At 73.8% G+C, this 20,424-nt stretch carries 16 protein-coding genes; 12 read left to right on the forward strand and 4 right to left on the reverse strand.

Features of this window, described 5'->3' with window-relative positions:
• Positions 1–111: 111 nt before the first annotated feature.
• From ACFWBF_RS33935 to ACFWBF_RS33945, 3 genes are read right to left on the reverse strand one after another with little or no spacing between them, the layout of a single operon-like run.
• Positions 112–351, reverse strand: coding sequence for a hypothetical protein (locus ACFWBF_RS33935; protein WP_385608535.1), 240 nt, complete (start codon positions 349–351; stop codon positions 112–114).
• Positions 352–407: 56 nt separating this feature from the next.
• Positions 408–2,384: a 4-alpha-glucanotransferase gene (gene malQ, locus ACFWBF_RS33940; protein WP_385608536.1), complete on the reverse strand. Its 1,977-nt coding sequence runs from the start codon at positions 2,382–2,384 to the stop codon at positions 408–410.
• A 15-nt stretch (positions 2,385–2,399) separates the two neighbouring features.
• Positions 2,400–2,642, reverse strand: coding sequence for a hypothetical protein (locus tag ACFWBF_RS33945; protein ID WP_385608538.1), 243 nt, complete (start codon positions 2,640–2,642; stop codon positions 2,400–2,402).
• Positions 2,643–2,844: 202 nt separating this feature from the next.
• Here ACFWBF_RS33945 and ACFWBF_RS33950 point away from each other — a divergent pair, with 202 nt between their 5' ends.
• Complete coding sequence (locus ACFWBF_RS33950; protein ID WP_385608540.1) at positions 2,845–5,814, forward strand: beta-N-acetylglucosaminidase domain-containing protein; 2,970 nt, start codon at positions 2,845–2,847, stop codon at positions 5,812–5,814.
• A gap of 28 nt (positions 5,815–5,842) precedes the next feature.
• Here ACFWBF_RS33950 and ACFWBF_RS33955 read toward each other — a convergent pair whose 3' ends face one another.
• A complete protein-coding gene (locus ACFWBF_RS33955; protein ID WP_385235763.1) occupies positions 5,843–6,379 on the reverse strand; it encodes an HNH endonuclease in 537 nt (178 codons plus the stop codon).
• A 271-nt stretch (positions 6,380–6,650) separates the two neighbouring features.
• On the opposite strand from ACFWBF_RS33955, the gene ACFWBF_RS33960 reads away from it, so the two are divergent.
• From ACFWBF_RS33960 to ACFWBF_RS34010, 11 genes are all read left to right on the forward strand, one after another.
• Positions 6,651–7,754: a mechanosensitive ion channel family protein gene (locus ACFWBF_RS33960; protein WP_385608542.1), complete on the forward strand. Its 1,104-nt coding sequence runs from the start codon at positions 6,651–6,653 to the stop codon at positions 7,752–7,754.
• A 174-nt stretch (positions 7,755–7,928) separates the two neighbouring features.
• On the forward strand, positions 7,929–9,197 hold the full coding sequence (locus ACFWBF_RS33965; protein WP_385608544.1) for an ROK family transcriptional regulator: 1,269 nt from the start codon (positions 7,929–7,931) through the stop codon (positions 9,195–9,197).
• A gap of 81 nt (positions 9,198–9,278) precedes the next feature.
• On the forward strand, positions 9,279–10,613 hold the full coding sequence (locus ACFWBF_RS33970; protein ID WP_385608545.1) for an ABC transporter substrate-binding protein: 1,335 nt from the start codon (positions 9,279–9,281) through the stop codon (positions 10,611–10,613).
• Between the two features lie 4 nt (positions 10,614–10,617).
• Entirely contained in the window at positions 10,618–11,601 is a 984-nt protein-coding gene (locus ACFWBF_RS33975; protein WP_385608547.1) for a carbohydrate ABC transporter permease, read from the forward strand.
• 5 nt (positions 11,602–11,606) lie between these two features.
• The gene (locus ACFWBF_RS33980) at positions 11,607–12,533 is read left to right on the forward strand and encodes a carbohydrate ABC transporter permease (RefSeq protein ID WP_385608549.1); all 927 of its coding nucleotides are present in this window, start codon (positions 11,607–11,609) and stop codon (positions 12,531–12,533) included.
• 8 nt (positions 12,534–12,541) lie between these two features.
• Positions 12,542–13,807, forward strand: coding sequence for a 6-phospho-beta-glucosidase (locus ACFWBF_RS33985; RefSeq protein ID WP_385608551.1), 1,266 nt, complete (start codon positions 12,542–12,544; stop codon positions 13,805–13,807).
• The gene (locus tag ACFWBF_RS33990; RefSeq protein ID WP_385608553.1) at positions 13,798–14,871 is read left to right on the forward strand and encodes an N-acetylglucosamine kinase; all 1,074 of its coding nucleotides are present in this window, start codon (positions 13,798–13,800) and stop codon (positions 14,869–14,871) included. Before ACFWBF_RS33985 ends, ACFWBF_RS33990 begins: the two co-directional genes overlap by 10 nt.
• A gap of 143 nt (positions 14,872–15,014) precedes the next feature.
• Positions 15,015–16,424 (forward strand): hypothetical protein, encoded by a 1,410-nt coding sequence (locus tag ACFWBF_RS33995; protein WP_385608554.1) that lies wholly within the window; start codon positions 15,015–15,017, stop codon positions 16,422–16,424.
• Positions 16,425–16,429: 5 nt separating this feature from the next.
• Complete coding sequence (locus ACFWBF_RS34000; protein ID WP_385608556.1) at positions 16,430–17,488, forward strand: glutamate ABC transporter substrate-binding protein; 1,059 nt, start codon at positions 16,430–16,432, stop codon at positions 17,486–17,488.
• A 56-nt stretch (positions 17,489–17,544) separates the two neighbouring features.
• A complete protein-coding gene (locus ACFWBF_RS34005) occupies positions 17,545–18,831 on the forward strand; it encodes a hypothetical protein (protein WP_385608558.1) in 1,287 nt (428 codons plus the stop codon).
• A partial coding sequence (locus ACFWBF_RS34010) for a serine/threonine protein kinase (protein WP_385608560.1) occupies positions 18,828–20,424 on the forward strand: 1,597 nt, incomplete at its 3' end. The genes ACFWBF_RS34005 and ACFWBF_RS34010, both read left to right, overlap by 4 nt.

Genomic DNA, 20,424 nt, shown 5'->3' on the forward strand with positions numbered 1-20,424 from the left:
GCCCCCTTCTGGTGGGGGGGGGGGTTTTTAAACCTCGGGGGGGGGGGGGGGTGCAGTGCCCCCCCCGCCCGCCCCGGAAGTATTCGGTTCAGCAGGAGCGGACCCGCAGGGTCAGCTTTCCTTCTGCTGCTTTCGCGACTTGTCGCCGACCATCACGAGACCCGCGATGACCAGGAACAGCACGATCGGCGCGGCCACGTACAGGCCGAGCGTCTCGCCAATGCTCAGGCCCGGGCCCGGGTCGTCGCCGTCGTCGCGGGTCAGCGCCAGGGCGGGAGACGTCATCAGCAGCATCATCAGCGTCGTTCCGGCCGTGACGGCGCCGGCGCGCAGAGCGTTCTTCTTGTCCACGGTGCAAACGTAGCGAACACCTAAACGACCCGCGCGCCCGGGGGTGCCGTACGGGGTCACCCGCGCCCCCCCGCGCCGTCGCGCACCGCGCCCAGCAGGGCGTTCGCCCGGGGCGAGGAGGCCAGCGCCTCCAGGGTCAGCGGCCGGCCCTCCCCGTCGGCGAGCGGCAGCCGCCAATTGGGGTACTGGTCCCAGGTGCCCGGCAGGTTCTGCGGCCGCCGGTCGCCCACCGCGTCCGGGAGCCACACACCGACCAGCCGGGCCGGGGTGCGCAGCAGGAACCCGTACAGGGCCCGTACGGCGGCCTCCTCGCCCTTGGTGTCCAGGCCGAGGTCCTCCAGCACCTCCAGCCACCGGGCGGTGTCCGCTGCGTCCTCGGCGCGCTCCCGCTCCACGGGGCGGGTCAGCAGCCCGAGCCGGTCGCGCAGTTCCACATGCGCCCCGGCGAGCTTGGCGGCCGTGGGCGGCAGGTCGTGGGTGGTGACGGTGGCCAGGCAGTCGGCCCGCCAGGCCGCCGGCTCCAGCGGGTCCGCGCCGGCCGCCCAGTCCCGCTCGAACCACAGCACGGAAGTACCGAGCACCCCGCGCCGGGCCAGGGCCTGACGGACCCCCGGCTGCACCGTCCCGAGGTCCTCGCCGATGACCAGGGCGCCCGCCCTGTGCGCCTCCAGGACGAGGACGGCCAGCATGGCCTCGCCGTCGTACGAGACGTACGCGCCTTCGGCGGGCGGGGCCCCTTCCGGGATCCACCAGAGCCGGAACAGCCCCATGACGTGGTCGATGCGCACGGCGCCCGCGTAGCGCAACACCCCGCGCAGCAGCTCCCGGAAGGGCGCGTACCCGGTGGCGGCGAGCACGTCGGGCCGCCACGGCGGCAGTCCCCAGTCCTGGCCGCGCGCGTTGAAGGCGTCCGGCGGGGCGCCGACGGTGGCGCTCGCGGCGTAGGCCTCGGGTGCGGTGCGCACGTCCGAGCCCTCCGGATGCACCCCGACGGCCAGGTCGTGGACGATGCCGACGGCCATGCCCGCCTCCCGGGCGGCCCGTTGGGCGGCGGCGAGCTGGGTGTCGGCGAGCCAGACCATCCAGCGGTGGAAGTCGGCCCGCTCCCGGGGGTCCTCGCCCGCGGCGGCCGCGCACCAGGCCGCGTGCCCGTCGAGCTCGGGGCCCTGCGCGGCGCGGAACTCCCGGTAGGTCGCCTCCCGTTCGGCGGTGCGCGGTACGGCGTACAGCAGCTCCAGGGCGGCCCGCTTCAGGGCCCACACCGCGTCCCGGTCGATCAGGGCGCCCTTCTCCAGCACCTCGTGGCGCAACTCGGCCCCCCGGGAGGCCAGTTCCGCAAGGGCCGGCCGGTCGGGGCAGCGCGCGTGTTCCGGGACGTCCTCGATGCGCAGGTGCACCGGGTCGGGGAAGCGGCGGGAGGATGGCCGGTAGGGGGACGGGTCGGTCGGGGTTCCGGGTACGGCCGCGTGCAGCGGGTTGACCTGGATGAAGCCGGCTCCGTGGGTGCGACCGGCCCAGCGGGCGAGCTCCGCCAGGTCTCCGAGGTCGCCCATGCCCCAGGAGCGCTCGGAGAGCAGCGAGTACAGCTGGACGAGCAGTCCGTGCGTCCGCTCCGGCGCGGCCGGGGCCCGGTCCGGGGCCACGATCAGGGCGGCCGTCCCGGTGCGCCCGTCGGGGGCCTCGACGTGGACCCGGTGCACGCCGAGCGGGGGCACCCGGCCGGGCTGTCGGCCGCCCGGCTCCTCGCCCTCCAGCTCCAGGCGGGTCCGCGTCCCGGGCGGCAGCCCGGCCAGCTCCACGGGCGGCCCCGACCCGGCCCACCACACCAGCGCGGGCGGCAACAGCCGTGCGGCCGCCGCGCGTTCGCCCGCTTCCGCACCCGCCCGGATGTCCTCGGCGGTGGCGGTGGGCACCCCGAGCATGCCCAGTACCGATCGGACGGTGGCCTGCGGGACCCGGACGGTGACGTCCTCGGCGGGCTGGTAGGTGGTGGCGACGCCGTGCAGGGCCGCGAGCCGGTCGAGGTCGTCCATGTGTCGAATCCCTGTCTAGGTCTGGTCCCCCGCGGCTGCGGCCGCGGCGGCGGTGGTCGGCTCGCTCGTCAGCGGCGCCTCGTCGGCGAGCGGGGGTTCGCTGGTCAGCGGCGCCTGCGCGGAGCCCGCGAGCGGGGGCTCGCTGGTGAGGGGTCCTTCGTCCGGCCCGGCCTGCACGGGCAGATGGGCGAGCAGCGGGCGGCGGGTCGGGTCGGCGGTCTCTGCGGCGGGCTGTTCGGCACGGGCGGCGGTGTTCACGGTCGGGCACTCCTTTGTGCGTGAGGAACGGTCAGAACCATGGAACAACGCCGGAGAACACCGCAGCCATACCCAGTCGGCCGCACCGCATTCCTGACGTATCCCGGTCAGATCACCCACCCGCGTTGACACCCCGCCCGCACGGGTGGTGGGCTCGGGCTCATTCGTACGAGCGGGGGACGACTCGCGACGAGGAGGCTCCGTGCAGCTCAGGGGCAAGAAGCGGGCCACGGCCGCGGCCATGGCCGTCATCGGGACCCTGCTGGGCGGCGCCACGGCCGCGGGCCCGCCGGGGGCCTTCGCGGTGCCCACCGCCCCGGCCGCGCCTCCCTCGGGCCCCACCGGCGGGGCCGCGCCCGGACCCGTGCTCGACCCCGGCTCCGATCCGGTGCGAGCCGCCGCCGAGGGCCCGGCGGTGTGGCCGCGGCCGCAGTCGATGACCGCCGACCCGGCACGCGCGGTGCCGCTGGGCGCCGAGGCCGTGCTGGTGCTGCCCGCGGACGCCGACCCGTACGCCGCCCAGGTGGTACGGGAGGCCCTGCGCGGGGCGGGCGTACGGACCCTGCACGAGCGGGCACCCGGGGCGGCGCTGCCCGAACGGGGCACCGTCGTACGGCTCCAGGGACCGGACGCGGAACGGGCCCTGCGGGCCCTGGGCGCGGCCGAGGCGGGAGACCTGCCGGACGGGGGCTACCGGCTCGCCGCGGGCCGGGCCGACGGCCGGGACACGGTCGCGCTGGCCGGCGTCGGGGAGGACGGGCTCTTCCACGCGGCCCAGACGCTGCGCGCCCTGCTCGCGCCGGGCGCCGCCAAGGTGCCGGGCGTGCGCGTGCGGGACTGGCCGACGGCGCCCGTGCGCGGGATCACCGAGGGGTTCTACGGCGCTCCCTGGACGCGGCAGCAGCGGCTCGCGCAGGTGGAGTTCATGGGCCGCACCAAGCAGAACCGGCTGCTGATCGCGCCCGGCGACGACCCGTACCGCAACGCGGACTGGCGGGAGGAGTACCCGCCGCAGCAGCGGGAGGAGTTCCGGGAGCTGGCCGGGCGGGCCCGCGCCAACCGGGTGGTGCTGGGCTGGGCGGTGGCCCCCGGGCAGGCGATGTGCCTGTCCTCGGCGGCCGACCGGGCGGCGCTCGCCCGCAAGCTGGACGCGATGTGGGAGCTGGGATTCAGGGCGTTCCAGGTGCAGTTCCAGGACGTCAGCTACACGGAGTGGGGCTGCCGGGCCGACCGGGAGCGGTACGGCAAGGGCCCGGCGGCCGCCGCGAAGGCCCACGCGGAGGTGGCGGGCGAGCTGGCGGCGCACCTCGCGGACCGCCATCCGGGGGCGCCCGCGCTGTCGCTGCTGCCGACGGAGTACTTCCAGGAGGGCGCGACCGCCTACCGGACGGCGCTCGCCGCCGCGCTGCCCGGCCGGGTGGAGGTGGCCTGGACGGGGGTCGGCGTGGTGCCGCGCACGATCACCGGGAAGGAACTGTCCGTGGCACGCTCGGCGCTGGGGCATCCGCTGGTCACCATGGACAACTACCCGGTCAACGACTGGGACCCGGGCCGGATCTTCCTCGGCCCGTACGCCGGCCGGGACCCTGCCGTCGCGAGCGGATCGGCGGCGGTGCTGGCCAACGCGATGCCGCAGGGGACGCTGTCACGCATCCCGCTGTTCACGGCGGCCGACTTCGCCTGGAACCCGCGCGGTTACCGGGCCGGCGAGTCCTGGTCGGCGGCGGTGGCCGAGCTCGCGGGGCCCGATCCCCGGACCCGCCAGGCCCTGGCCGCGCTGGCCGGGAACACCGTGTCCTCGGGTCTGGCCCTGCCCGAGTCGGCGTACCTGCGCCCGCTGGTGGAGGAGTTCTGGCAGGCCCGCGCCGCCGGGAACCCGGCCGCGGGCGAGGGGCTGCGGGCCGCGCTGCGGGTGCTGCGCGAGGCCCCGGAGCGGCTGCCCGGGCTCTCCGCGGAGGCCGCGCCGTGGCTGTCGCGACTGTCGCGCTACGGGGCGGCGGGGGAACTGGCCCTGGACGTCCTCCAGGCCCAGGCCCGCGGGGACGGCGCGGCGGCGTGGCGGTCCGCCCAGGCCCTGGCCGCGGCCCGCAAGGCCCTGACCGAGCCGGGCGACGTACGGGTGGACGGCGCGGTCCTGGAGCCGTTCCTCGCCAAGGCGACGGAGGCGGCGGACGCGTGGACCGGCGCGGCCCGCCCCACCGGCACGGTGTCCCACGAGCCGGACGCGTGGACGGTCCGGCTGGACGCGGTGCGCCCGGTGTCGGCGGTGACGGTGATGACGGACCCGCTCCCGCCGGGCACCCGGGGCACGGTGGAGGCGCACGTGCCGGGCGAGGGCTGGCGCGAGGTCGCGCAGGCGGCGGCCGCGGGGTGGACCCAGGCGGACACGGGCGGGCTGCGGGCCGACGCGGTACGGCTGACCTGGGCGGGAGCGGCCCCGGCCGTGCACCATGTGGTGCCGTGGCTCGCGGACGGGCCGCAGGCCCGCTTCGAACTGGCGGACGCCGCCGACGCGGAGATCGGCGGGGCGCCGCAGCGGGTGCCGGCACAGCTCGCGGCCCTGCGCCCCGGCGAGGTCCGGGGCCCGCTCTCGGCGGCGCCGCCGCCGGGCATCGAGGTGCGGCTCCCGGCCGAGGCGAAGGCGCCGCGCGGCACCGAGGTGTCCATCCCGGTGGAGGTCACGGTCCCGGCCTCGACCCCGCCGGGCACCTACCGGGTCCCGGTGACCTTCGCCGGGGAGTCCCGCACGCTGACCGTCCGGGCGGTTGCCCGTACGGGCGGGGCGGACCTGCTGCGCTCGGCCCGCGCCTCCTCCTCGGCGGACGAGAGCGCACAGTTCCCGGCGTCGGCGGCGCTGGACGGCTCCCCCGCCACCCGCTGGTCTTCGCCGCCGGTGGACGGCGCGTGGTGGCAGGCCGAACTCCCGGCCCCGGCCCGCGTCGGGCTGCTGACGCTGCACTGGCAGGAGGCGTACCCGTCCGCGTACCGGGTCGAGACCTCCGCGGACGGCGTGACCTGGCTGCCGGCGGCCACGGTGGCCTCCCGGGGCGGTGTGGACTCCGTACGGATGGACGCCCCGGGGACCCGCTTCGTCCGGGTGACCTGCGACGTGCGGGCGACCCGCTTCGGCTGCAGCCTGTACGCGGCCGAGGCCCGCGCGGTCGCTCCGTAGGACGGCACGGGCGCGCACGGGCACGCGGTCAGGAGGCGGCGACGCCGATGCGGTCGAGGGCGTCGTCGGCGCCGTACGGCTGGAGGTAGGGCATCCAACGGGGGTCCCGGTGGCCCGTGCCGATGATCCGCCAGGCCAGCCCGGACGGCGGGGCCGGCTGGTGGCGCAGCCGCCAGCCCAGCTCCAGCAAGTGCCGGTCGGCCTTGACGTGGTTGCAGCGGCGGCACGCGGCGACGACGTTGTCCCACGCGTGCTGGCCGCCCCTGCTGCGCGGGATCACGTGGTCGACGCTGGTGGCGACGGCGCCGCAGTACATGCACCGGCCGCCGTCGCGTGCGAACAGGGCGCGCCGGGTGAGCGGAACGGGCCCCCGATAGGGGACCCGCACAAAGCGCTTGAGCCGGACCACGCTGGGCGCGGGGACGGCTCTCGTCGCACTGTGCAGAAAGGCGCCGGATTCCTCCAGGGAGACCGCTTTGTTCTCCAGGACGAGGACGAGCGCGCGGCGGAGCGGTACGACGCCGAGGGGCTCGTACGACGCGTTGAGGACCAGGACGTGCGGCACGGACTGCCTCCTTGTACGTCGGCGGCGCGTGGCTCGCGCCGGGACGATCTGCTCTCCAGTCTCTCCTTACGGCAGGTCGAAGCGCCACCACGCGCCCGTAACGGGTCCGAGGTGTTTTCAACCACACCCGGATCGTGGGGCGGCGCCGTCCCCGGGCGGGTCCGGCCTCTCCCGGGGCACGGCAACAGAGTCAAGGCAATGCCCCGTTAGTGTGGATGCTCTGCCCGTACACCCCTACCGCGGGCAGGTCGCTACATCTGGAGGTCCCTCCGTGCCCTGGCATGCCGCCCTGCTTCCCCTCGCAGCCGACACCCCGGACGCGACCACGACGCTGAGGGAGACGCATCAGAACGTCACCAACGCCGCCAGTTTCATCGAGGAGAACTGGGCCGGATGGCTGTACCTCGGCCTGCGGATCCTGCTGATCGTCGTGATCGCGGCCGCCCTGCGGTCGGTGGTGCGCAAGTCGCTGACCAAGCTGATCACGCGGATGAACCGCAGCGCGGAGGCTGTCGAGGGCACGGCGCTGGGCGGGCTGCTGGTCAATGCCGAGCGGCGGCGCCAGCGTTCCGAGGCGATCGGTTCCGTGCTGCGCTCGGTGGCCTCGTTCCTGATCCTCGGCACGGCCGGCCTGATGGTGCTCGGCGCGCTCGACATCAACCTCGGCCCGCTGCTGGCGAGCGCCGGTGTGGCCGGTGTGGCGATCGGTTTCGGCGCCCGGAACCTGGTCACGGACTTCCTCTCCGGCGTGTTCATGATTCTTGAGGATCAGTACGGCGTCGGCGACAAGATCGACGCCGGGGTGGCCTCCGGCGAGGTCGTGGAGGTGGGCCTGCGCGTCACCAAGCTGCGCGGGGACAACGGCGAGATCTGGTACGTCCGCAACGGCGAGATCAAGCGGATCGGCAACCTCAGCCAGGGCTGGGCCACCGCCGGCGTGGCGGTACAGGTCAGGCCGACCGAGAGCCTGTCCCACATCCGCGAGGTGGTCCGGGCCGTCGCCGACGGCCTGGCCAAGGAGTCCCCGTGGGACGAGCGGCTGTGGGGCCCGGTGGAGGTGCTGGGCCTGGACGAGGTGCTGCTGGCCTCGATGACGGTGAAGGTGTCGGCGAAGACGATGCCGGGCCAGCAGTTCGCGGTGGAGCGGGAGCTGCGCTGGCGCATCAAGGAGGCCTTCGACTCCGCGGGCATCCGCATCATCGGGGGTGCGCCGGTCGCCGACGACTGCGAGGACGCGGCACCGGCCGACCCCGCGACCTCCGTCGCCCCGCCGTCGGCGCTGGCGAACCCGTCCTCTCCGCAGTCCCTGGCCGCGACCCCGATCCCGGCCGCGCAGATCCCGTCGGCCTCAACGGGCCCGCGCATATCCAAGTAGTCCCGTACGCCCCGTTTCGGGGCACCGTCGCTACGCGCTGCCCCCGCAGGTTCTCCTGCGGGGGCAGCAGTGTTTGCGCCGTTCCATTGACACAGCTCAAACTGCAATAGGAAACTTACCTAACAGTTCACGACGTACGGCGACGCGATGTCGACGAGTGAGAGAGACACCCCTATGCCCGGCACCACACCCGGAACCACCCCCGGAACGCCCAGTCTGCTGCGCGTCATGAACGACCGCGCGGCCCTGGACCTGCTGCTGGCGCACGGCCCCCTGTCCCGCACCCGCATCGGCAGGCTCACCGGCCTCTCCAAGCCCACCGCCTCCCAGCTGCTGAGCCGCCTGGAGGCCGCCGGACTGGTCGTCGCCACCGGCACCGCCGCCGGGCGCCCCGGCCCCAACGCCCAGCTCTACTCGGTCAACCCGCGCGCCGCCCACGTCGCCGGCCTGGACGTCACCCCGGGCCGGATCCTCGCCGCCGTCGCCGACCTCACCGGCGAGGTCGTCGGCAGCCACGAGCTCCCGTACGCCGAGGGCACCGGCGCGGTCGAACAGGTCACCCGGGCCCTCGGCGAAGCCGCCAAGGACGCCGGGATGCCCGTCTCCGACATCCACCGGCTGGTCATCGCGACCCCCGGCTCCTTCGACCCCCGCTCCGGGGTGCTGCGTTACGCCGACCACCTCCTCGGCTGGCAGTCCCCCACCCTCCTCGACGAGCTGGCGGCTGCCCTGCCGATGCCGGTGGAGTACGAGAACGACGTGAACCTCGCCGCGATCGCCGAGCAGCGGCTCGGCGCGGCCCGCGGCCACGACGACTTCGTCCTGCTCTGGAACGAGGAGGGCCTCGGCGCCGCCCTGGTGATCGGCGGCCGGCTGCACCGCGGCTGGACCGGAGGCGCGGGCGAGGTCGGCTTCCTGCCGGTTCCGGGCCGTCCGCTGGCCAGGCAGGTGGTCCGGGAGAACGGCGGCGGCTACCAGGACCTGGCCGGCATGGAGGTGCTGCCCGCGCTCGCCGCCGGGCTCGGGGTCCCGGTGCCGCCGGTGCCCGCCTCCGGGGCCGGGTCCGGCGCCGAACACGGGGCCGTGCACGGGCCGGTGTCCGGGGCGGAGGTCGCACAGGCCGTCGCGCTCCTCTCCCGGGCCGCCGCCGAACCCGAAGGGGCCAACCTGCGCCTGCTCCAGGCGTACGCCACCGCGCTCGCGACGGGTCTCGCCGCGGTGGTGGCCGTACTGGACCCGGAGATCGTCGTCCTCTCCGGCGCGGTGACCACCGCCGGCGGGGAGCCGCTGCGCGAGCTGATCGAAACCGAGCTCGCCGACCTCGCCCCGTCCCGGCCCCGCCTGGTGACCGGCGAGGTACGGGAACGGCCCGTACTGCGCGGGGCGCTGGAGAGCGCCCTCGCCGCCACCCGCGAAGAGGTCTTCGACACCTCGCGACGCTGACCGCACCGCCCGCCACCCGCCCGTTCCGTTTCTTCTGCAACGCTCCTTCCGGAAAGTCCCCCCGCAGAGAGTGACACCGCCATGCCCAGAACGCGCCGCCTGACCGCCGCAGCCACCGCACTCGCCGCGATATCCGTACTCGCCACCGCGTGTGCGGGCCAGAGCGGCACCGAGGCCGCCGACGATCCGAACAAGGACGTCACCCTCAACTTCTGGCACGGCTGGTCCGCCCCCGACGAGGTCAAGGCCATCGAGGAGAGCATCGCGCGGTTCCAGAAGACCCATCCGAACATCAAGGTCGACGTCATTGGCAACATGACCGACGACAAGATCAACCAGTCCCTGCGCGCGGGCGGGGACAAGGCCCCCGACGTCGTGTCCTCCTTCACCACCGACAGCGTCGGCAAGTTCTGCAACACCGGCGCCTTCGCCGACCTCACCCCCTTCCTCAAGAAGTCCGGGATCGACAAGACGAAGGTCTTCCCCCCGACCCTGCTCCAGTACACGCAGTTCAACGGCAACCAGTGCGCGCTGCCGCTGCTCAACGACGCGTACGGCCTCGTCTACAACAAGACCGCCTTCGCCGCCGCCGGCATCACCGAACCGCCCATGACCTGGAGCCAGTTCGCCGAGGACGCACAGAAGCTCACGGTGGCCCGCGGGGACGGCTACGAGCAGCTCGGCGTGATGCCGACCTACCACGGCTACGAGACCACTCCCATGCGGCTGGCCGCGCAGTGGAGCCCCACGTACTTCGACGCCGACGGCAAGTCGAACCTGGCCAAGGACCCCGCCTTCGCGAAGATGCTGACGGCGCAGAAGGACCTGGTGGCCAAGCTCGGCGGCTACGAGAAGCTGGAGAAGTTCCGCAACACCTTCGGCGACGAGTGGAGCAGCGAACACCCCTTCCACATGGGCCTGGTCGCCATGCAGATCGACGGCGAGTGGCGGGCGGCCATGGCGAAGGCGGCGGGGGTCAAGTTCGAGGTCGGCACGGCCCCGATGCCCGTGCCGGACGACCAGGTGGCCGACTACGGCAAGGGCTACCTGGCCGGCACCATCATGGGGATCGCCGCCGGCAGCAAGAAGCAGAACGCGGCCTGGGAGCTCGTGAAGTACATGACCACCGACACCGACGCGGTCGTGGACTTCGCCAACGCCATCCACAACGTGCCCTCGACTCTGGCCGCGCTGGACTCCCCCAGGCTCCAGGTCACCCCGGAGTTCAAGACCTTCATCGACATCGCCAAGCACGCGAAGTCCAACACCACCCCGGCCCAGGCCGACGGCGGCACCTACCAGCTGACCTTCCAGGACTTCGCGTACGCGGTCGAGAAGGGCGACGTCCCCGACATCGCGGCCGGTCTCGCCAAGACCGACCAGCAGATCGACACGGACATCGCGAAGGCGAAGTAGCCCGATGACCGGCACCCTCACCCCTCCCCGCACGAGCGGCGCGTCCCCCGGCGCGGATCCGCTGCGCTCCAAGCGCCGCAGGTCGGCACTGCGCACGGCGGCCTTCATGTCGCCCTGGCTGATCGGGTTCGGCGTCTTCTTCGCCTACCCGCTCGTCTCCACCGTGTACTACTCCTTCACCAAGTACGACGGCTTCCGCACGCCCGTCTTCAACGGCCTGGACAACTGGTCGTACGTCTTCGGCGACTATCCGCTGTTCTGGCCGGCCATGCGCAACACCCTGTGGCTGGTCGTGGTGATGGTCGCCTGCCGGGTCGTCTTCGGCCTCGGCATCGGCCTGCTGATCACCAGGATCAAGACGGGGGCAGGGCTCTTCCGGACCCTGTTCTACCTGCCCTACCTCGCCCCTCCGGTGGCCGCGACCCTGGCGTTCGTCTTCCTGCTCAACCCCGGCACCGGCCCGGTGAACACCCTGCTGGAGGCGGTCGGGCTGCCCGCGCCCGGCTGGTTCACGGACGCCGACTGGTCCAAGCCCGCGCTCACCGCACTCGCGGTGTGGGGGGTGGGCGACCTGATGGTCATCTTCATGGCCGCGCTGCTCGACGTGCCCAAGGAGCAGTACGAGGCCGCCGAGCTGGACGGAGCCGGGCCGCTCCAGCGCTTCCGCCACATCACCCTGCCGAACATCTCCCCGATCATCCTGTTCGCGGTGGTCACCGGGGTCATCCAGGCCATGCAGTACTACACCCAGCCCCTGGTGGCGGGGAAGGTGGCCGCGGGCGTGATCGCGGGCTCGGGCCAGCAGTCCGAGCCCGGCTACCCGGACAAGTCCACGCTGACCCTGCCCCAGCTCATCTACAACCTCGGCTTCCAGCGCTTCGACTACGGCACCGCGTGTGTCGTCGCCCTCGTGCTGTTCGCCCTCTCCATGGTCTTCACCGCGCTGCTCATGCGCCGCCGCGGTGGGCTGATCGAGGCAGGTGACTGAACGCCATGACCCAGCTGACCGAACGTACGGACCGCACGGCACGCGGCCGACGGGGTCCGGGATCCTCCAACGCCTCCGGCTCCGCGCGCGCCGCCCGCACCGCGCGCCGCAAGGACGCGCTGCACTGGATCGCCGTGCACTCCCTCGGGATCGCGGCGGCCCTCTTCTTCGTCCTGCCGTTCCTCTTCCTCTTCCTGACCTCCGTGATGAGCGACCAGCAGGCCCTCACCCGCGACCTGTGGCCGCGCACCTGGGAATGGGGCAACTACACGAAGGTGTGGGACACCCCCGGCTTCCTGACCTGGTGGCGCAACACGCTGCTGTACGCCGGGGTCGGCACCCTGCTGACCGTGGTGTCCTCGGTGCCCGTCGCCTACGCGCTCGCCAAGTTCCGCTTCCGCGGGCGGCGGCTCTCGCTGCTGCTCGTGATCGCCATGATGATGCTGCCGCCCCAGGTGGTCGTCATCCCGATGTACCTGTTCTGGGCCAAGCAGCTGGACCTGTCCGGCACGCTCTGGCCGCTGATCATCCCGATGGCCTTCGGCGACGCGTTCTCCATCTTCCTGCTCCGCCAGTTCCTGCTGACCATCCCCGACGAGTACCTGGACGCAGCCAAGGTCGACGGCTGCGGCGAGGTCCGCACCCTGCTGCGCGTCGTCCTGCCGATGGCCAGGCCGGGGATCGCCGCCATCGCGCTGTTCCAGTTCTTCTCCGCCTGGAACGACTACTTCGGCCCGCAGATCTACGCCTCCGACAACCCGGCCGCCTGGACCCTCAGCTACGGGCTCGAATCCTTCAAGGGAGCCCACCACACCAACTGGAACCTCACCATGGCGGCGACCGTGCTGGTCATGGCACCCGTGATCGTCCTCTTCTTCTTCGCCCAGAAGGCGTTCGTCGAGGGAGTCACCCTGACCGGAGTGAAAGGCTAGTAGTGACGATGAAACTCGCAGTGGTGGGCGGCGGTTCCACCTACACCCCCGAGCTGATCGACGGCTTCGCGCGGCTGCGCGACACCCTGCCGATCAGCGAGCTGGTCCTGATCGACCCGGCCGCCGAGCGGCTGGAGCTCATCGGCGGCCTCGCCCGGCGGATCTTCGCCAAGCAGGACCACCCGGGCCGCATCACCACCACCTCCGACCTCGACGCGGGTGTGGCGGACGCCGACGCGGTACTGATCCAACTGCGCATCGGCGGGCAGGCCGCCCGGCTGCAGGACGAGACCTGGCCGCTGGAGTGCGGCTGCGTCGGCCAGGAGACCACCGGCGCCGGCGGGCTCGCCAAGGCGCTGCGCACCGTCCCGGTCGTCCTCGACATCGCCGAGCGGGTCCGGCGCGCCAACCCGGACGCCTGGATCATCGACTTCACCAACCCGGTCGGCATCGTCACCCGCGCCCTGCTCGGCGCCGGACACAAGGCCGTCGGGCTGTGCAACGTGGCCATCGGCTTCCAGCGCAGGTTCGCCAAGCTGCTGGACCTGACGCCGGCCGACATCCACCTCGACCACGTGGGGCTCAACCACCTCACCTGGGAGCTCGGCGTCCGCAAGGGCGGCCCCGACGGCGACGACCTGCTGCCGGGCCTGCTCGCCGCCCACGGCGACTCGATCGCCGGGGACCTGCGCCTGCCGCGCGCCGTGCTGGACCGGCTCGGCGTGGTGCCCTCGTACTACCTGCGGTACTTCTACGCGCACGACGAGGTCGTCCGGGAACTCGGCACGAAGCCCTCGCGGGCCGCCGAGGTCGCGGCGATGGAGCGCGAACTCCTCGGCCTGTACGGGGATCCCGCGCTCGACGAGAAGCCGGAACTGCTCGCCAAGCGGGGCGGCGCCTTCTACTCGGAGGCGGCCGTGGACCTCGCGGCGGCCCTGCTGGGCGACGGGGGGCCTTCGGTGCAGGTGGTCAACACGCTCAACAACGGCACCCTGCCCTTCCTGCCGGACGACGCGGTCGTGGAGGTGCAGGCCCGGGTGGACCGGTCCGGACCCGTGCCGATGGCGGCGCCCCGGCTGGACCCGCTGTACTCCGGGCTGATCGCGCACGTGAGCGCGTACGAGGACCTCGCGCTGGACGCCGCGGTGCGCGGCGGGCGCGAGCGGGTCTTCAAGGCGCTGCTGGCGCACCCGCTGGTGGGGCAGTTCGACCTCGCCGAGGGGCTGACGGACCGGCTCTTGGCGCACAACAAGGAGCACCTGCCATGGGCATGAGCCGGCCCGCCGTTCTCGCCGTGGACGCGGGCAACAGCAAGACGGACGTGGCGCTGATCGCGGCGGACGGCACGGTGCTCGGCACCGGCCGCTCGGGGGGCTTCCAGCCGCCCCGGGTCGGCATCGAGGCGGCCGTGGACGGGCTCGGGCGGGCCGTCGCGGAGGCGGCCGCGGCCGCCGGGCTGGCACCGCTCGCGCCCGGGGCCCCGTACGCCGACCGGGTCGCGGCCTGTCTGGCCAACGCCGACCTGCCGGTGGAGGAGAGACAGCTCGCGGAGGCCATCGGGGCGCGCGGCTGGGCCCCGGCCACCGAGGTGCGCAACGACACCTTCGCGATCCTGCGGGCCGGGCTGACCGAGACGGGTCCCGGTCCGGGAATCGAAACGGGAACCGGAACCGGAAAGGGAACGGGAACCGGAGCCTTGTCGGGGGCCCGGGGCCCGCGCGGGGTGGCCGTGGTGTGCGGGGCCGGCATCAACTGCGTGGGCATGCTCCCCGACGGGCGTACGGCCCGCTTCCCGGCACTCGGGCAGATCTCCGGCGACTGGGGCGGCGGGGGCGGCCTGGCCGGGGAGGCCCTGTGGTGGGCGGCGCGCGCCGAGGACGGCCGCGGCGGCCCGACGGGGCTGGCGGCGGCGCTGCCGGGGCACTTCGGGCTGGGCTCCGTGTACGAGCTGATCGCGGCGCTGCACCTGGGCACGCTCGCGCAGCAGCGCCTGCACGAGCTGGTGCCGGTGCTGTTCGCGGTGGCCGCGGCGGGCGATCCGGTGGCCACGGCGATCGTGGAGCGGCAGGCCGAGGAGGTGGCCCTGCTGGCGGTGGTGGCGCTGGACCGGCTCGGCCTGCTGGGCGAGGAGGCGCCCGTCCTGCTGGGCGGCGGGGTGCTCGCGGCCCGGCATCCGCAGCTGAACGGGCGGATCGGGGAGCTGCTGGCCGAACGGGCGCCGCACGCCCGGGTGTCGGTGGTGACGGCCCCGCCGGTGCTGGGCGCCGGGCTGCTGGGGCTGGACGCGGCCGGGGCCGCACCCGAGGCCTATGGAAAACTCCGTGCCCATTTCGGGTGAACCCGCCCCGGAGTGGCTCAGGTCTGGAACCGTGGCGGCCGTAAGGACGTATTGACGGTGAAGGGTGGCGGGGGGCCGCCCTCAGGAGATCCGCACCTGGTGGTGTGGCCGACCCGTCCGTACGGCCATACTGCTGCGGTGCAATGAGGACCGAGGGGGAGGTCACGGTGGCTGTCACAACACGCGCGCCCGCGCCGGGGGGCGCCGTCGCCGTGCCGCCCGACGGACCGCCGCGGCGGGGTACCGCCTGGGCGGAGGGCGTGGAGCGGCTGCGCGAGGCCGCGACCACCGAGCCCGGCCGGCTGCGGATCATCGGCGCGGCCCTGGCCGCCCTGATCCTGCTGTTCGGGTCGGTCGCCGTCTGGGAGATCTCCGACCGGGTCCTCGCGGCCGAGGACGTCGTGGGCCGCAGCCAGCCGCTGAGCGCGGACGCGGCGAGCATCTACCGTTCCCTCGCGGACGCCGACACGGCCTCCTCCAGCGGTTTCCTCGCGGGGTCCGCCGAGCCCCGGGAGGTCCGCGGCCGGTACGAGAAGGACATCGCGAACGTCTCGCGGCTGCTGGTGAGCGCGGCCGCCAACACCAGGGCCGACGAGGACTCCCGCAAGCAGATCACCCTGCTGAGCGAGCAGTTGCCCCGGTACACCGGCCTGATCGAGCAGGCGCGGGCCACCAACAAGCAGGGCCTGCCGCTGGGCGGCGCCTACCTCCGGTACGCGAACGAGCAGATGAGCACCCAGCTGCTGCCGGCCGCGCAGCGGCTCTACGAGGCGGAGACCGGCCGCCTCTACACCGACTACGACGACGCCCGCTCCCTGCCGCTGGCCTCGATCGGTGCGGGACTGCTCGCTCTCGCCCTCCTGGGATGGGCGCAGCGCCGCAACCACCGCCGCACCAACCGGGTCTTCAACCACGGGCTGGTCGCCGCGACCGCCGCCTCGGTGGTGGTGCTCCTGTGGCTGGCCGTGGGGCACACCATCGCCCGTGCCGAGCTGAACCAGGCCCGTACGGACGGGCAGGAGTCGCTGCAGGTCCTCAATGACGCGCGCATCGCCTCGCTCCAGGCGCGGGCCAACGAGAATCTGACGCTGATCGCGCGGGGCGCCGTGCTGGCCGCGGACAACAAGTCCGACAAGTACGACGTGGACTTCACGAACAACATGAAGGACCTGGACGCCGGGCTCGCGACGGCGCTGGCGCTGGCCGAGGACGCCGAGGGCCGCGATCCCGTCGCGGGCGCGATGGACGGCGTGAAGCAGTGGAAGCAGCGACACGCGGTGGCCCGGGAGACGGACCTCAAGGGCGACTACCAGGCGGCGCTGCCCCAGGTCATCGGGGACAAGGACCACAAGGACAGCAGCGGGGCCGCCTTCGACACGGTGGACGCCTCCCTGGAGCAGGCCGTGGCCCACGAACAGACGGAGTTCACCCGGGCGGCCCGCAGCGGGCTCGGCGCGCTGGACGGTCTGGTGACGGGCGCCGCGGCCCTGGCGGTCCTCGCCGCGGGGGCGGCTCTGCTCGGCATCGGGCGCAGGCTTTCGGAGTACAGGTGAGAGCGATGCACGCACGCGTGAGGCGCGAAGACGAGGGCCAGGCCGGACCGCGGGCCGCGGTGTCCGGCGTACGGCGGCTCGCGGGCCGGCTGCGCGGCTGGGGCGGGGTGAGCGCGATGGCCGCCGCCTGCGCGGTGACGGCCGCGGCCGTCCTGCTGCCGCTGGCCCAGGCGGCGCCCGAGACCGGCCGCCCCTCGGCGATCCACAGGCCGGCCGTGACGGCGGCGGCCCCGGCCACCCCCTTGGCGCCCGGCGACACCTGCCAGGACCCGGCGGCGAGCCTGCGCCCGTCCGGGGTGGACGGGCCCACCATCGAGCGGATCCGCAGCGCGGGCAAGCTCGTCGCGGGCGTGGACCAGAACAGCTTCAAGTGGGGCTACCGCAACCCGGTCGACGGCCACCTCGACGGTTTCGACATCGCCCTGGTCAAGGCCATAGCCAAGGACATCCTGGGCGACGAGAATGCGGTCATCTACCGGGCCATCCCCACCAGCCAGCGCATCCCCGCGCTCCAGGACGGCCGCGTCGACGTGGTCGTACGGACCATGACGATCAACTGCAAGCGGGTGGAGGACGTCGCCTTCTCGACGGCGTACTTCGAGGCCGGGCAGCAGGTGCTCGTTCCCAAGGACTCGACGATCACCGGCTACGACCCCTCCCTGAAGGGCCGCAGGATCTGCACCGCGGCCGGTTCGACGGCGGAGGCGTCCCTCAAGTCCGAGTCGTACGGCTCGGTGTCGGTCAGCGTGCCCAACCAGCTGGACTGCCTGGTCCGGCTGCAGCTCGGCGAGGTCGACGGCATCATCACGGACAACGCGCTCGCGGCCGGCCAGGCCGCGCAGGACCCGTCGATCCGGCTGGTCGGCTCCCCGTTCACCAAGGAGTTCTACGGGGTGGCCATGAAGAAGGACGCCGACGACCTGGTGCGCCGGGTCAACAAGGTCTTGGAGAACTACCGTGCGGGCGGCCCGCAGAGCCCGTGGATGCAGGCCTACGAAACCCACCTCAAGCCCGTGCTGCCCGGCGTGAGCGGACCGCCCGAGCCCAAGTACCGGGACGGCTGAGGCCGGTGGCGGATTCGGAGCCCCATGTCAGACCCCTGCTCGGGAACGCTGCGGTGATGGACCGGGACGAGGTCGACCGTGCGCTGGCCCGGCTGGGCGCGGAGCACGAGGCCGTCGAGACCTCGCTGCTCGCGCTGCAGGACCACGCCGGACGCCGGCTGCTGGAGGGCGCCGGGCTCACCGGGGTCACCAAGGAACGGTGGGCGGCCACCGACGCGGCCATCACCCGGCTGTGGACGTACTTCGACGCCTACAGCGGCGCACTGGCCGCCGCCCGGGCGATCCGCGAGCGGCGCCGCTGGCCCACGCGTGAGGACCTGGTCGAGCTGACCGACCGGCTGCGCGGTCCCGGCGTGACGATCGCCGGGGCCGGGGTGGAGGGCGCCCTGCTGGCCGAGCGGTTCTCCCTGGCCGAGCTGGTGGCCAGGATGAACGAGCTGTACGCGGGCTCGCTGGACGTGGTGGTGGCCGCCGACTCGGTGTGGTCGGCGCTGCCCGCCCGGATCGACCTGCTCGCCGCCGAGCTGCACCGCACCCGCTCGCTGGCCCACTCGGTGGGCGTGCGCCCGGGCGAGCACCCCTCGGGCGACGACCTGGAGGCCATCACCGCCGAGCTCGCGCAGCTGCGGGCGCAGGTGATCGCGGACCCGCTGGCGTTCTGGGTGCCGCTCGCGGGGAGTTCGGCGCCCGGGGGCGGCCGTCCCGACACGGTGCGGTACGACCGGGCCGCGCTCGCGCTGGAGGACGTACGCCGGGAGGTCGAGGCCGTGCTGGACGTACGGCAGGACGCCGAGCAGCGGCTGATCAGCCTGCGGGACGTGCTCTCGCGGGCCGACCGGACCCTGGCCGAGGCGCGGACCGCGCGCGGCGAGGTGCTCGCGAAGATCGCGGCGTCCGAGGTGCCCGCGGTGAGCGGGCCGCCGACGGCGCTGCAGGAGGAGCTGGCCGCGGCGGCCGAGCACCGGCGGCAGTCCCGGTGGCACCGGCTCTCGCCGCTGCTGGAGTCCTTGGAGGAGCGCGCCGAGGACGAACTGCGCAGGGCCCGCGAATCGTTGACAGCGGTGACGGCGCCGCTGGCGGTGCGGGCCGAGCTGCGCGGCCGGCTCGACGCGTACAAGGCGAAGGTGGCGCGGCACGGCATGGCGCAGGACCCGCTGCTGGTCGAGCGGTACGACACGGCCCGGCGGATGCTGTGGAGCGCGCCCTGCGACCTGCGGGCCGCCGAGCAGGCCGTCCTGCGCTACCAGTGGGCGGTGGCCGAGTCGCTGGCTCCGCCGCAGCCGCAGCACCAACCCCTGCCGGATCACCACCGGCCCGGCGGGCCGGGGAAGGAGGACGCATGAGCCTGACCGGAACCGCGTGCGTTCGCCCCGGCTGCCCGGGGGCGTACGAGGACATGGGCGGCGGCGAGGTGTACTGCGACACCTGCGGGCTGGCGCCGGCCGGCGCCGTCTCGGCGGGCGCCGAGGAGCTGGTGTCCGTACCGACCGCGATGACCAGCGCGGCGCGCCCCGGCGATTCGCAGCGCTCCGGGCGCTCCTGCGCATCCTCCTCGCGCTCCGCCCGCTCTTCCCGGTCCTCGTCCTCGCGCAGGTCGGTGTCGGGGCGGCTGTCGCGCGCGCTGTCCGGCGCCGCGTCCACCCGGTCGGTGTCGGTGCGCAGTTCGGGCTCGGCGGCCGCGTCCTCGGGGCGCAGCCGGCTCGGGGCCGGGCTGGTCAGCGTGCCGGAAGTCCCCCGTCCGGACCCTTCGGCGGCCGTGCTGGAGAACCCGGAGGTCCCGGAGCGCAAGCGGTTCTGCTCGCGCTCGGACTGCGGGGCCCCGGTGGGCCGCGCGCGCGGTGAGCGGCCCGGCCGGACGGAAGGGTTCTGCACCAAGTGCGGGCACCCGTACTCCTTCGTGCCCAAGCTGCGCGCGGGTGACGTCGTCCACGGCCAGTACGAGGTGGCGGGCTGCCTCGCGCACGGCGGTCTCGGCTGGGTCTACCTGGCGGTGGACCGGGCGGTGTCGGACCGGTGGGTGGTGCTCAAGGGCCTGCTGGACACCGGTGACCAGGACGCGATGGCGGCGGCGATATCGGAGCGGCGCTTCCTCGCGGAGATCGAGCACTCGAACATCGTGCGGATCTACAACTTCGTGGAGCACCTGGACCAGCGGACCGGCTCGCTGGACGGGTACATCGTCATGGAGTACGTCGGCGGCAAGTCCCTGAAGGAGATCGCCAACGACCGGCGCCGGCCGGACGGACGGCGCGATCCGCTGCCGGTGGAGCAGGCCTGCGCGTACGGCATCGAGGCGCTGGAGGCGCTCGGCCACCTGCACAGCAGGAACCTCCTGTACTGCGACTTCAAGGTGGACAACGCGATCCAGCAGCAGGACCAGCTGAAGCTGATCGACATGGGCGCGGTGCGCCGGATGGACGACGAGGAGTCGGCCATCTACGGCACCGTGGGCTACCAGGCGCCGGAGGTCGCGGAGCTGGGCCCCTCGGTCGCCTCGGACCTGTACACGGTGGCGCGGACGCTGGCCGTCCTGACCTTCGACTTCCAGGGGTACACCAACGTCTTCGCGGATTCGCTGCCGGATCCCGAGCACATCGAGGTCTTCGGGCGGTACGAGTCGTTCTACCGGCTGCTGGTGCGGGCGACCGACCCGGATCCGGGACGTCGGTTCGCGTCCGCGCAGGAAATGGCGGACCAGCTGACCGGTGTGCTGCGGGAGGTCGTCGCGCTCCAGACGGGCCGCCCCCGGCCGCAGGTCTCCACGCTGTTCGGGCCCGAACTGCGGGTGCCGGACGACAGGCTGTTCGCCGACACCGCCGGCGCCGAGGTGTCCCGGCTGGGGGCCAGGCCGGGTGCCCCTGCGGGCTCCGGGCTCCGGGCGCTGTCCGGCCGGCGCCGGCCAGCGGCCGCTCGCGCGGCGGCCCTCGCCCCGGCTC

It is taken from the genome of Streptomyces sp. NPDC060028, assembly GCF_042736725.1.
Taxonomy (GTDB): domain Bacteria; phylum Actinomycetota; class Actinomycetes; order Streptomycetales; family Streptomycetaceae; genus Streptomyces.

Bases quoted from the DNA above. Each gene is read 5' to 3' on its own strand.
- malQ (WP_385608536.1), bottom strand. From the start codon at position 2,384: ATGGACGACCTCGACCGGCTCGCGGCCCTGCACGGCGTCGCCACCACC.
- ACFWBF_RS33965 (WP_385608544.1), top strand. From the start codon at position 7,929: ATGCCCGGCACCACACCCGGAACCACCCCCGGAACGCCCAGTCTGCTG.
- ACFWBF_RS33970 (WP_385608545.1), top strand. From the start codon at position 9,279: ATGCCCAGAACGCGCCGCCTGACCGCCGCAGCCACCGCACTCGCCGCG.
- ACFWBF_RS33975 (WP_385608547.1), top strand. From the start codon at position 10,618: ATGACCGGCACCCTCACCCCTCCCCGCACGAGCGGCGCGTCCCCCGGC.
- ACFWBF_RS33980 (WP_385608549.1), top strand. From the start codon at position 11,607: ATGACCCAGCTGACCGAACGTACGGACCGCACGGCACGCGGCCGACGG.
- ACFWBF_RS33985 (WP_385608551.1), top strand. From the start codon at position 12,542: ATGAAACTCGCAGTGGTGGGCGGCGGTTCCACCTACACCCCCGAGCTG.
- ACFWBF_RS33990 (WP_385608553.1), top strand. From the start codon at position 13,798: ATGGGCATGAGCCGGCCCGCCGTTCTCGCCGTGGACGCGGGCAACAGC.
- ACFWBF_RS33995 (WP_385608554.1), top strand. From the start codon at position 15,015: ATGAGGACCGAGGGGGAGGTCACGGTGGCTGTCACAACACGCGCGCCC.
- ACFWBF_RS34000 (WP_385608556.1), top strand. From the start codon at position 16,430: ATGCACGCACGCGTGAGGCGCGAAGACGAGGGCCAGGCCGGACCGCGG.
- ACFWBF_RS34005 (WP_385608558.1), top strand. From the start codon at position 17,545: ATGGACCGGGACGAGGTCGACCGTGCGCTGGCCCGGCTGGGCGCGGAG.